Source organism: Aurantibacter sp. (assembly GCF_039941195.1).
GTDB lineage: Bacteria > Bacteroidota > Bacteroidia > Flavobacteriales > Flavobacteriaceae > Aurantibacter_A.
On sequence record NZ_JBDVFA010000035.1, the window covers coordinates 106,037 to 119,059 of the forward strand.

Genomic DNA, 13,023 nt, shown 5'->3' on the forward strand with positions numbered 1-13,023 from the left:
ATTTTAGGTTAACTTTGTCGATTATTGAATTGATGATTATGGCAGATAAAAAAGTAAGCATATTAAAGGCCTTCAAAACCATTATTTGGCCCAGAAAAAATCTTGTCTTTGTTGGCTTGTTATTAATTATTATCAGTAAAGCCGCCAGTTTCGTTACTCCGATAGCATCAAAACATTTAGTAGATGATGTAATTGCAAATAAAGATATAGAAATGCTAAAACTACTGGTAACAGGAGTAATACTAGCCATTTTAGTGCAAGCTGTAACCTCATTCTTATTAACTCGTATTTTAAGTGTTCAAGCTCAGTTTTTAATTTCAGAATTACGAGCCCAAGTACAAAAGAAAGTACTTTCGTTACCTATCCGATTTTTTGACAATACAAAATCTGGAGCATTGGTCTCGCGAATTATGTCGGATGTTGAAGGGGTTCGAAATTTAATTGGCACTGGGTTAGTTCAATTAGTTGGTGGTACCATTACAGCGATAGTTTCCTTAATTTTATTGTTAGGCATAAGCCCAACGATGACGCTGTTCACTTTTATTCCATTAGCAATTTTTGCAGTTATCGCTTTAAAAGCCTTTAAAATTATTAGACCTATTTTTAGAAACAGAGGAAAAATAAATGCCGAAGTAAAAGGAAGGCTTACTGAAACTTTAGGTGGTATTCGAGTTATAAAAGGATTTAATTCTGAAACTCAAGAGCATAAAATATTTGAAGAAGGCGTTGATGAACTTTTTCAAAATGTAAAAAAGAGTTTAACAACAACGGCTTTTATGACCAGCTCCTCCACGTTTCTCATCGGTATTGCGACTACGGGCGTAATGGGTTATGGTGGTTATAAAATAATACAGGGCGAATTAACCATAGGTGATCTATTGATGTTCACAGTACTTTTAGGTATTATGGTAGCACCTATCGTTCAGATGAGTAATATTGGCAGCCAACTAACTGAGGCATTAGCCGGTTTAGACCGAACTGAGGAATTAATGAATGAAATTTCTGAGGATGAAGAAACAGATCGCTCCATAGAATTAAAGGGGCTCCAGGGAAATATGGCCTTTGATAATGTTTCTTTCTCCTATGAAGAAGATAAAGAAGTACTGCACGACATTAGTTTTACTGCTAAATCGGGAGAAGTTGTTGCTCTAGTGGGTAGTTCAGGATCAGGAAAAACGACGATTGCTGGATTGGCTGCAAGTTTTTTAAATCCGCAATCTGGCAAAATAACCATTGATGGTAACGATTTATCAAAAGTTAACCTCAGCAGTTTTCGTCAAAATTTAGGAGTTGTTTTGCAGGATGATTTCCTTTTTGAAGGCACTATTCGAGAGAATATTCTATTCCCAAGGCCAAACGCATATGAAGAAGAATTACAAAATGCAGTTACCTCGGCATATGTTAATGAATTTACTGATCGTTTTGATGATGGCTTAGACACCTTAATTGGTGAGCGGGGCGTTAAGTTATCGGGAGGGCAACGACAACGAATTGCTATTGCGAGGGCTGTTCTTGCTGATCCTAAAATATTAATTTTAGATGAAGCCACTTCAAATTTAGATACTGAAAGTGAAGCATTAATTCAGAAAAGTTTAGCTGAACTCACAAAAGGCAGGACTACTTTCGTTATTGCTCACCGCCTAAGTACAATACGTAAAGCTGATAAAATATTAGTTATTGAAGATGGTAAAATTGCAGAAAGAGGAACGCATGATGAGCTAATTACAAAAGAAGGCAGATATCATAATTTATTTACCTATCAAGCAAGAATTTAACATTAATTCTTTATTAAAACCTAAAACTTACAACTGACAATCAATATAATTTCACCCCTTAATATATGCTTTTAGCAAAATTGTTAACACCAATTTTCAAAATCATATTTCTTTCTAAGTAAATAGCCAAATACTTCCGAGTCTAAGCAAAATTTAGCAAGTTCGTTAGAATTAAAATTTATTTAAGCTTGGACCAAGATTCTAATATTGCACAGTTAAAGGCTATTTTTCCTCAAGGTAAAACCAAAGTATATCCAAAAAATCATGTCATATTTAAGATTCATAAAAAGGTTAAAACCTTTCGATGGATTTTAGCTGGTTTAGTAAATTATTACATAGAATTAGATGAGCCAGAAAACGACATTTTAGTTTGTCAAATCTCAGAACCTCTTAGTACCTTAGGTGTAGACGGTTTAAACAATCCAAAAAGATATAATTACAAAGCAGTCACTTCAACTAATGGCGCAACTTTTTTCGAAGTCCCAATCGGGACATTGGAATCATATCTAGCGAAGGATAATGAAAATAAATTACTTAAAAACACTGCATCCACATTATATCATCAATTAAAATCTGCTCTTCTAAAACAAACTGAACTTTCACAACCCGCCCTTTCTAAACCCATTGAAGATGATAGGGAATTTTATATGTCTCCCGAGACCAATACTGCAGAGATAGTAAAATTAATGCGATGCTCTCCTTTTTTAGATCAATTTTCAGAAAAAAACCTATCTAAAATTGCCAGTAGCGCTGAACGCCGTGAATACGAACCATACGAGCTGCTCTATGTTCAAGATCGATTCACCAATGGTCTATCTATTTTAATAAACGGAGAAGTAAGCATCAAAAGGATTGAAGGTAATATTGAAATTAAACAACGCTCAATAAAAGATCCTGGATTTATTTTTGGTTGGTCGAGCTTTTTAGGGGATAAGGACATATGTTCGGCGATTACTGTTAAAAAGAGCGCACTATATTTTGTTCCGCACTCCGAACTGAAATCTATGTTTGTTTCTGACAATGCCTTTGAAAAACAATTTTATAAACAATTACTTTGGTTAATTGGAAATCAAATTAACGCCGCTTTTTTAAGGTATTTAGGTCTTTTAGGAAAACACAATTTACAAGCAGTTTTTCATTTAATAGAAAACAACAAATCTAGATTACCATTAACCTCCAAACTACACCAAAGTATACATTTACTAAAGGATGTAAACACCAAAGAAATAGCTTATGCTGGCTTAAAAAACATTCTGAATACAGGCACTTCATTAGAACGACATATAGCTTCCTTAAGTTTAGAACTTTTAAAAGATGACAATGAAGAGTTACAATTTATAAAAGGCTTAGAAAATATTTATACCAGTGTAGTTGATAGTACATCTGAATCTACATTAGAAATTAGAAAGGAATGTGCAAATGCGACAAAAAATCTATTTCAAAAACAAAATTACCGAATTGATGGATGGGAAAATTTACCTGAAGGCAATGGTCATATTTTTATTTATAACCATTTAGTAAATGACACTCATTATACACTGAATAATGATTTTCAAATAACCTTAGATTCTCATTTTATCAGCGCTATGGTGTTACAAGATAAATATGACGATTCTGGGATACGCACCATTAGGATAGGTCGTGGCCAAGAATATGGTCATCAAAATTATTATAATAAATTAGGGCATATTAATGTGTATACTAAAGAATCTGAACAATCTTCTAAGGAGCGAAAAAAAAGATCACGTAGTATATTTTATAACCAAGCTGAAGAATATTTAAAAAAAGGATACAATCTCATAATAAGTCCGGAAGGAACTTCATATCGAACTGAAAATTCACCGGGTCCATTTAAATTAGGGAGTTTTAAATTGGCTATGAATATGAATCCACAACCCAAAATTGTACCTATAGTTATAGTCAACTTCGATAATAGAATAAAAGACAACCTTTTTTATTGTAAAATACTTCCCTGTTTTAAATTAAAAGAACGCCTGAAACAGCCTGGTAAAGAAGGTCTAATTTCTTTTGTAAACGATTATCAAAAAGAATATATAGAATACGTAAAAGAAGCTAGAGAAACTGCTGAAAATTTAATGAATAAGGCAACGGATATTACAGATTTAAGTGACCCGCCTGAAATGTGGTTTAATGAAATTAAAAGATTAAACAAAAGAGTTTCCAAACTAGAAAATCAAAAACAACTTTTCGCTTTTTATGGCAGCTCTTCCATTCGTTTATGGATTAGTATGAAAAAAGATTTAGCACCATTAAATGTTGTTAATTTAGGCTTTGGGGGTTCTACTTTTCCCTGGTGTATACATTATTTTGATAAAATTTTTACTGATGTTCATCCAAATAAAATTGTTCTTTATGCTGGAGAAAATGATTTAAACGAAGGAAGAACACCACAACAAGTGTTAGCTGATTGCCAAGAACTAGTGAGCTTAATAATTGAAAAATACCCTGATGCCAATTTGGCACTAATAAGCTTAAAACCGAGTATGGAGCGAGAAGCCATGATACCTCAAATTATCGAAACCAATTTATTATTGTCTAAATATATTATAGGTGAATTAAAAGCTCAATTTATTAATGTTTTTGCTCCTATGATTACTTCAGAAAATAGGCCAAGACCAGAATTATATATGAGTGATGGACTACACTTAAATAAAGAAGGTTATCGTATTTGGAGTGGCACTATTAAAGAGGCACTTTTAATTCCTGAAACAGATCTTGGTTAAATTAAACAGGTTGGTAAAAAATAGTGAAAAAACCTCCTATTATTCTTAGCCTTAATTACGATTCTGGGGCTAACTCAACTTCTAATCCTTCCAAATCTTCAGTCATATGAATTTGGCAACCTAATCTTGAATTATCTTCAACATTAAAAGCCTCTGCTAACATAGCATCCTCATCATCAGATTTTTCTGGCAACTCGTGATTTGATGTCACATAACACTGGCAAGATGCACACATGGCCATGCCTCCACAAATACCGATAGTGCCTTCTGGTGCTAATTCATAAGAACGAACAATTTCCATGAGGTTCATATTCATATCTGTTGGTGCGTCAACCTCATGAGTAACACCATCTCTGTCGGTTATTTTAATTTTAATATCTGACATTATATTCGGTCGGTTATCTAATTTATAAACTTTTCAATTATGTATTATTCAATCGCTTTCACTACGGCTTTTGGTGCTTCTTTTTTAGACCCATCAAAACCAGTAACACCGCCAACGGTTGTATACTTCATCACATATTTCTTATCCGGAAATATACGTTGATATGCACTTTGACACATTAATGTTGCTTCATGAAAGCCACATAAAATCAGTTTCAATTTACCAGGATACGTATTTACATCTCCAATTGCATAAATACCAGGAATATTAGTTTGATAATCCAAGGTGTTATCAACTTTGATTGCATTCTTTTCAATATCGAGCCCCCAGTCAGCAATAGGACCAAGTTTTGGTGAAAGACCAAATAAAGGAATAAAGTTATCTACTTCTAATTCAATTTCTTCACCTGCATCGCCAGATTTTCGAATGGTAACTGCTTCCAAGGCATCTCCACCTTTTAATCCAATGATTTCAGCAGGAGTAATTAGATTAATTTTACCTTCATTTTTAAGATGTTGAACTTTTTCTACAGAATCTAAGGCACCACGAAATTCGTTTCTTCTATGCACTAAAGTTACTTCAGAAGCAACATCAGCTAAAAAGATACTCCAATCTAATGCTGAATCACCACCGCCGGCAATAACAACTTTCTTATCACGATAAACTTCTGGATCCTTAATAATGTAAGCTATTCCATTATCCTCAAATTTCTCAATATCTTCAAGTAATGGTTTTCTAGGTTCAAAACTTCCAAGTCCACCAGCAATGGCTACTATTGGAGCTTGATGTTTAGTACCTCTATTGGTTGTAACAACAAAAGTACCATCCTCTAGTTTCTCAATGGTTTCTGCTCTTTCACCCAATGTAAACCCGGGTTGAAAAGCTTTTATCTGCTCCATTAAATTATCAACCAATTCGCCAGCAAGAACTTCAGGGAAGCCCGGTATGTCGTAGATTGGTTTCTTAGGATAGATTTCGGAACATTGTCCTCCTGCTTGTGGCAAAGCGTCAATAAGATGACATTTTAATTTTAATAGTCCTGCTTCAAAAACGGCAAAAAGTCCAGTCGGACCAGCGCCGATTATCAAAATATCTGTTTTAATCATTTAGAAATACATTAAATAAGGGTAAAAAATAGTTTGGTATATTGGAAAGACACATGATAAAAATAAGAAGTTTATTCGATATTAATAACCTCTTCAATTTGTGGTGCATATTTTTTAATTGTCATTTCAACACCACTTTTTAAAGTCATTTGATTGACCGAACAACCAACACAAGCACCCTCAAGTTTAACCTTTACAGAATTCTCATTATCAATTGAAATCAATGAAATATCACCGCCATCACTTTGCAAGAAAGGCCTAATTTCTTCTAGCGCCTTTTCTACGTTTAATTTTAATTCTTCAGGTGTCATATTATTTTTTCTTAACAGCAGAACAACCCGCCATTGTTGTTATTTTAATTGCTTCTGTTGGAGGTAGACTTTTATTTCTACTTACAACTTCTTGAACTACGCTTTTGGTCAATTCTTCAAATGCGCTTTCAATAGGAGTATTTGTTTGCATAGCTGCTGGTCTACCAACATCTCCTGCTTCACGTATACTTTGTACTAATGGAATTTCTCCTAAAAAAGGCACCTCTAAATCCTCAGCTAAATGCTTAGCACCTTCTTTTCCAAAGATATAATATTTGTTCTCTGGTAATTCAGCAGGGGTAAAATACGCCATATTCTCAACAATACCCAATACTGGAACATTTATAGATTCTTGTTGAAACATTGCTACTCCTTTTTTTGCATCTGCCAATGCCACTTCTTGTGGTGTACTTACTACCAATGCACCAGTTATTGGCATAGCTTGCATAATACTTAAATGAATATCTCCCGTACCGGGTGGTAAATCAATTAGCATAAAATCTATTTCACCCCAATGCGCATCAAAAATCATTTGATTTAATGCTTTAGAAGCCATTGGGCCACGCCAAATTACCGCTTGATTAGGTTCTGTAAAAAATCCTATGGAAAGTAATTTTACTCCATAACTCTCTACTGGTTTCATTTTTGATTTACCATCAATATTTACCGCTAAAGGTTTTTCGTGGGTAACATCGAACATAATAGGCATAGAAGGTCCATAAATATCGGCATCTAATAAACCAACTTTAAATCCCATTTTTGCTAATGTAACTGCAAGGTTAGCAGTCACTGTAGATTTACCAACCCCCCCTTTACCTGAGGCTACTGCAATAATATTTTGAACACCTGGTAATGGCTTCCCTTTTATTTCATTGGTTTTTGGCTTTGCAGGAGGAGCCTCAACTTTAATATTGATTTTAATTTTTGCTTTTTCGTAAACTTCTTTATGGATGATTTTTAAAATCTCAACCTCAGTTTTTTTACGAGCTTGTAGGCTAGGGTTATTTATGGTAATATCCACCTCAACCTCATCACCAAAAATTTGTATATTTTTTACAGCGCCACTTTCAACCATATTACGGCCTTCACCTGGTACTGTAATATGCTCCAATGCCTTTAAAACGGCTTTCTTCTCAATCTTCATTATATAAAATCATTCTAAACAACAAAGATACGTTATAGGGATGAGAAGATAAAGATTTCGAATTTAAAAGTAATGCTTAGAAATAGTTCGCAGATTATTGTAAAAAGGTAATTTAAAGTGTTTTATTAAGCTCTGATTTGATTTTCTACTTCCATCCAATGTTGCGCTTCATACATGGTATCAAAAATCCTTAAAGGAACAAGAGAAAATATTTCCTCGTACTTTATGGTCTTTTTTGTTTCCTCATTTGGTGCTACCATTGCAAAGGAACTTACATCAGAATAAAAAGGACAATGCATATAAGCGATAATATTAATGGTATAATTTGCAGTTCTGTCAAAAATATACCCATATTTTTTTTGACCATAAAATTCTCGATACACCTCATGTAAGGATATCACTTTTGCAGTATCTACTATTGTATGGTCCTTAATTTTACATACAACATAGGTTTCGTAAAAATAAATTTTGGCAAAATTCAGTTCTAATTCACGGATAGGAGCTAGGACCATAATATCTTAAATTATAATTTTATAAGAAAAGTACTACTTTTTTATGAGAAAACATACAATGCCTGAGCAAAAAAATGTACTTACTCGCTCATTTTTAATTAAATAACATTTTTTTAAGCAACGAAGAATTATTCTAATTCTTTACTAGGGTCCCAAAAATAGGTTTCCAAATTTTGAATTTGGTTCTCAATAACTACAACACCTTCACTCTCTAAAAGTTGTTGCATAAGGTTTGTGCCTTCAAAATGATGTTTACCCGTTAAAAGTCCTTTTCTATTTACAACCCTATGTGCTGGCACATCGTTAGTTTCTTTCTTAGCATTAGATGAGTTAACACCATTCATTGCCCAACCCACCATTCGAGCACTTCTAGCGGCACCTAAATACGTAGCTATTGCTCCATAAGATGTTACTCGGCCATAAGGTATCTGCCTTGCCACCTCGTATACTCTTTGAAAAAAGTTTTTATTTTCTAATTTCAAAACTTATCTAAGAATTCTAATTAAAGTAAAAATCAACAATACAACCATCAAAATACTAAGAATGTAATTTGAATTTTTTGAAAATCGCTGATTCTTATTTTCCAATTTGTTAAAATAAATAGTGTACATATATAGCACGGTAAATGTTCCACAACCAGCGGCTAGCACAAATATTAAAATATCCCAAACTTGAAATTTTATCCACCCTGATGCATTCCACATTACATTTAAACCACTATAATACGGTATGGTTAGCAAATTTAATGCAGCAAGACCCATCCCTTTGAAATAACTATTTCGTTTACTCACTTTTACTAATCTCACATCTTCTTGTTTATTTTTTCTTGCTGCGATAAAAAAATAAACTGCAAAAACAGCAAAAACTACAACTGCTATTTTTAGTAACAATTCCGAAACTTCGGGATTATTATGTAAAAAATTCGAAATCCAAACAGCAATTAACGCTTGAATTAAAATTGTAGTAGAAATACCTAAGCTAAAAACAATTCCATTTAATTTACCCTTAGTTACACTAACCTTAGCGGCATTCATATTTAACAATCCTGGTGGAACGGTTGCCATGAAAGCTGCTGAAAAAGTAGCAAAAAAAAGAATCAACAAATGCGTCATTAGTTTGGCGGTATACGAAATTGTATATAGGTTATTGGCTTGTTTTTTTCAAGGTACTGATTTTCATAGAAAGTTTGAATTTCTAAAACTTCTTTCGGGCTACCTTCATTTTTGTACACGTCATGATTGGCATAAACAATTTCAACACCAAGTCCGTGAAGCAACCCTAAAGTGTAACCGTGCATAAACTCACTATCTGTTTTTAGGTGCACTAAGCCATCTTTTTTTAAGATTCTCTGGTAGCGCTCTAAAAACTCACTATTTGTTAAACGATGCTTAGTCCGCTTATACTTTATTTGAGGATCAGGAAAAGTTATCCAAATTTCAGAAACTTCATTTTCAGCGAATATCTCATCTATTAATTCAATCTGAGTTCTTAAAAAAGCAACATTACTCAGGTTATCTTCTAAAGCCGTTTTCGCACCCCGCCATAAGCGAGCTCCTTTTATGTCAACTCCTATATAATTAATATTAGCATTTCGCTTTGCCAATTCAACAGTATACTCACCTTTGCCACAACCCAGTTCCAAAACAATCGGATTATCATTCTTAAAATGTTTCCCCCAATTACCTTTCATTTTAAAACGGCCATTCGAAATTTCTTCCCGATTTGGTTGAAAGACATTATTGAATTGCTCGTTATCCTTAAATCTTCTTAATTTATTTTTACTGCCCACACTAAATTAAACTCGTTAAATATTTTGAGCAAAGCTATGGGAAATCTTTAGTAAATGAAATCTATGTTTTAAAAGAAAAAAATCACACAACAGGCACTTCAACTTCATCAACTTTTTTTAATGTAAATGAAAATTCGGAGCCAGCTCCGACAACACTTTCTACATATATTTTTTCGCCATGAGCTTCAATAATATGTTTCACTATAGCGAGACCCAGACCGGAACCACCTTCTTTTCTGTTTCCACTTTGATCTACACGAAAAAACCTTTCGAATAAACGAGGAACATACTGTTCTGCAATACCTTCTCCATTATCTGTAACTCTAATAATAACTCTATTTTTAATTAGGTTTTCAACGCTAACTTCCGTGGTGCCATTTTTAAATCCGTATTTTATGGAATTAACCAACAGGTTCATTAGCACTTGCTGAATTTTCTCTAAATCTCCTTTTACATAAATAGGTTCCTTATACTCCATATCAAAGGTGAGTGTAATCTTTTTCTTCGCTGCTTTCATTTCAAGTAAATCAAAAACACTCTGTATAAGCTCTACGATATCGAAAGTAACTAAATCAAGATTTAGGTCTCCCACTTCTAATTTAGTTATCATATCTAAATCTTTAACGATATAAATAAGACGATCTAACCCTTTATTTGCTCTTTGTAAATATTTTTTTCGGACATTCTTATCATCCATAGCACCATCCAAAAGAGTTTCAAGGTATCCCTGTACAGTAAACAATGGCGTTTTTAACTCATGCGACACATTACCTAAAAAATCTTTTCTATATTCTTCTCTAATTTTTAGCGTATCTATTTCTATGCGTTTATCAGCAGCAAATCTTTCAATTTCTTCGGTAAGCGTTTCCATATCTGTTGTAACTGGTCCTGTTGCCAAAGATGTGGCATCTAATAAGGATACATCATCATAAATCTGCTTAATACGTCTATAGATATATCTTTCAATACCTATTTGGATAATAATAAAACTCCCTATAAAAATGAGTGGTAAATTGACAAGCAATTTAAATGCATCAAAATCGCCTTCGTTGTACATTCCTACAATAAAAACGAAAGCACAAAAAGTCATTATTAAAAATGAAGCTCGAATTGCAAATTGATATGACCTTTTAAGTATGGTGGCCATTATTATTGAATTTTATATTGATTTGAAGAAAACGCTACCTGACCTATATAGACATTATAAGCAATAGTTTAGAATAATCGAAAAGCATTCTTCAAGAATGGACCTAAATCTAATGACCCCAAAGATAGTTAAGAATTCTATTAAGTTAATCAAGAAAGTAAAAGCTGACTTATTCACATATTAAAAAAGACAACTGTCGTCTGTTAAAGTACGAACTTATATCCCACACCTTTTACAGTTTTAAAGTGGTCTTCTCCTATTTTTTCTCGTAATTTTCTAATATGCACGTCAATAGTACGACCGCCTACTACTACTTCATTACCCCAAACCTTATCAAGTATAACTTCTCTTCTAAAAACTTTACTTGGTTTTGAAGTTAACAAAGCAAGTAGCTCAAACTCCTTTCTTGGTAGAATAATTTCATTTCCGTTTTTAATAACCTTGTACTCTTCTCTATTGATTACTATATCGCCTACCTTAAAAATATCATCGGCATCATTGGCTTCATCTTTTAAACGTCGAAGCAGTGCTTTAACTTTACTTACTAAAACTTTAGGTTTTATTGGCTTGGTAATATAATCATCAGCACCAGCATCAAACCCAGCTACTTGAGAATAATCCTCACCTCTTGCCGTTAAAAAAGTTATTAAGGTATTCTCCAAGTTAGGCATCTTCCTCATTTGCTCACAAGCTTCAATACCATCCATCTCAGGCATCATTACATCTAATATAACAAGATGCGGCTTCTTTTTCTTTGCCTTCACAACACCTTCCTGACCGTTTTTAGCAGTAAATACTTGATAACCTTCAGCTTCAAGATTATAACTAATAATCTCCAAAATATCCGGCTCATCATCCACTAAGAGTATTTTAATATCTTTCTTTTTCACGTTTTTAGGTTTGTTTAGTCAAATGTAAAATCAATATGATGTAAATATAAGGTATCTCGTATCAAAGGTATTAACTACGCTTGATAAGGTAACATTTCGGTAACGTTGAGCAAACACTTCATTAATATATCATATATTAAAAAGGTTTAAAAAATGGATGTTTATAAACAATTTCAATTTAAAGAAAATAAATAATACTGTTCATACGTTAGCTTCTTAAACATTTTATAATGCATTTCGTCGATTTTGAGCCAAAAACAAAGGGTTGAAACAAGGAAAGCTTATAAACATTTTGTACATTCGTGGTATGTTTTTTGTAACTAACCCTATATGAAGCACCTTTACCTTGTATTTGCTTTTTTATGTATCTCATTGGCTTACGGACAAGATTCTGTAGCCAGTAATGATATTGATGGGTTTAAACTTTACCCAAATCCGGTTACTAATGGCAAAGTTTACATTAGTACTACTGATGCTGCTCCAAAGAAAATTTTGATTTTTGATGTTCTTGGAACTCAGGTTCTTCAAACCACTATTTTAGGAAGAGAAATAAACCTTTCTGATTTAGACGCTGGTGTTTATATTCTTCGTGTATATCAAAACAACAACATGGCCACCAGAAAATTAATAGTTAAGTAATTGCCTTTCAATATATTATTACCAATTACCCATTCGACAATCGGCATAAAACTTAGATAAACGGTTAACGTGTTGCTCTTTACCTACGTTTGGTCGAATTTCACAACATTTATTGCTCGTAAGTAAACTCTTGCATTACCTTTATAGTGTTGATCCCAAATCAATGCCTACTATGAAACTAATTTACACTGCACTGCTATTGGCATTTTCATTTACCTTGTCAGCGCAAGAAATAGCGAGCGTTCATCCTAGCGCCTCAAACGAAATAGCTGATTTTAAATTATATCCTAATCCAGCATTCGACAATGTGGTATATATTACTACAAGTCTTAACGCTCCCAAAACTGTTATAATATATGATGTCTTTGGCGAAGCGGTACTTAGAACTAGAATGACAAATAAAGCACTTTCTATTGCGCGTTTAACTCCTGGAGTTTATGTCATGAACATTACAGAGAAAAATAAGACCATTAGAAGAAAATTGGTCGTAAAATAAACCCTGAAACTCAATAAATACTCGTGTCCTGTTCTAATTTTAGAGCAGGACTTTTTATTTATCACACATTCCGAATGGTTATCTT

The 13,023-nt window shown here is 33.3% G+C and carries 14 protein-coding genes; 4 read left to right on the forward strand and 10 right to left on the reverse strand.

Annotated features, from left to right (window positions below):
• Positions 1 to 38: 38 nt before the first annotated feature.
• Entirely contained in the window at positions 39 to 1,775 is a 1,737-nt protein-coding gene (locus ABJF52_RS06470) for an ABC transporter ATP-binding protein (RefSeq protein ID WP_348148020.1), read from the forward strand.
• Between the two features lie 188 nt (positions 1,776 to 1,963).
• Positions 1,964 to 4,519: a GDSL-type esterase/lipase family protein gene (locus ABJF52_RS06475; protein WP_348148023.1), complete on the forward strand. Its 2,556-nt coding sequence runs from the start codon at positions 1,964 to 1,966 to the stop codon at positions 4,517 to 4,519.
• A 55-nt stretch (positions 4,520 to 4,574) separates the two neighbouring features.
• On the opposite strand, the gene ABJF52_RS06480 is transcribed toward ABJF52_RS06475, so the two are convergent.
• From ABJF52_RS06480 to ABJF52_RS06525, 10 genes are all read right to left on the reverse strand, one after another.
• Positions 4,575 to 4,904, reverse strand: coding sequence for a 2Fe-2S iron-sulfur cluster-binding protein (locus tag ABJF52_RS06480; RefSeq protein ID WP_348148026.1), 330 nt, complete (start codon positions 4,902 to 4,904; stop codon positions 4,575 to 4,577).
• A gap of 44 nt (positions 4,905 to 4,948) precedes the next feature.
• On the reverse strand, positions 4,949 to 6,010 hold the full coding sequence (locus ABJF52_RS06485) for an NAD(P)/FAD-dependent oxidoreductase (protein WP_348148029.1): 1,062 nt from the start codon (positions 6,008 to 6,010) through the stop codon (positions 4,949 to 4,951).
• A gap of 71 nt (positions 6,011 to 6,081) precedes the next feature.
• The gene (locus ABJF52_RS06490) at positions 6,082 to 6,321 is read right to left on the reverse strand and encodes a NifU family protein (protein ID WP_153756959.1); all 240 of its coding nucleotides are present in this window, start codon (positions 6,319 to 6,321) and stop codon (positions 6,082 to 6,084) included.
• Between the two features lies 1 nt (position 6,322).
• Entirely contained in the window at positions 6,323 to 7,465 is a 1,143-nt protein-coding gene (locus ABJF52_RS06495; protein WP_348148032.1) for an Mrp/NBP35 family ATP-binding protein, read from the reverse strand.
• 125 nt (positions 7,466 to 7,590) lie between these two features.
• Entirely contained in the window at positions 7,591 to 7,977 is a 387-nt protein-coding gene (locus tag ABJF52_RS06500; protein WP_348148035.1) for a hypothetical protein, read from the reverse strand.
• Between the two features lie 128 nt (positions 7,978 to 8,105).
• On the reverse strand, positions 8,106 to 8,459 hold the full coding sequence (locus ABJF52_RS06505) for an MGMT family protein (protein WP_348148038.1): 354 nt from the start codon (positions 8,457 to 8,459) through the stop codon (positions 8,106 to 8,108).
• 3 nt (positions 8,460 to 8,462) lie between these two features.
• Positions 8,463 to 9,089, reverse strand: a complete 627-nt coding sequence (locus tag ABJF52_RS06510) for a LysE family transporter (protein ID WP_348148041.1) — start codon at positions 9,087 to 9,089, stop codon at positions 8,463 to 8,465.
• On the reverse strand, positions 9,089 to 9,766 hold the full coding sequence (gene trmB, locus ABJF52_RS06515; protein WP_348148043.1) for a tRNA (guanosine(46)-N7)-methyltransferase TrmB: 678 nt from the start codon (positions 9,764 to 9,766) through the stop codon (positions 9,089 to 9,091). Before trmB ends, ABJF52_RS06510 begins: the two co-directional genes overlap by 1 nt.
• Before the next feature lie 82 nt (positions 9,767 to 9,848).
• Positions 9,849 to 10,913 carry an ATP-binding protein gene (locus tag ABJF52_RS06520; RefSeq protein WP_348148046.1) on the reverse strand — a complete coding sequence of 355 codons (1,065 nt, stop codon included), beginning with the start codon at positions 10,911 to 10,913 and terminating at the stop codon, positions 9,849 to 9,851.
• A 203-nt stretch (positions 10,914 to 11,116) separates the two neighbouring features.
• Positions 11,117 to 11,803 carry a response regulator transcription factor gene (locus ABJF52_RS06525; protein WP_348148049.1) on the reverse strand — a complete coding sequence of 229 codons (687 nt, stop codon included), beginning with the start codon at positions 11,801 to 11,803 and terminating at the stop codon, positions 11,117 to 11,119.
• Positions 11,804 to 12,133: 330 nt separating this feature from the next.
• Between ABJF52_RS06525 and ABJF52_RS06530 the strand changes: the two genes are divergently transcribed.
• On the forward strand, positions 12,134 to 12,442 hold the full coding sequence (locus ABJF52_RS06530; RefSeq protein ID WP_348148052.1) for a T9SS type A sorting domain-containing protein: 309 nt from the start codon (positions 12,134 to 12,136) through the stop codon (positions 12,440 to 12,442).
• 172 nt (positions 12,443 to 12,614) lie between these two features.
• Positions 12,615 to 12,938, forward strand: coding sequence for a T9SS type A sorting domain-containing protein (locus ABJF52_RS06535; RefSeq protein WP_348148055.1), 324 nt, complete (start codon positions 12,615 to 12,617; stop codon positions 12,936 to 12,938).
• The last annotated feature ends 85 nt before the right edge of the window (positions 12,939 to 13,023 follow it).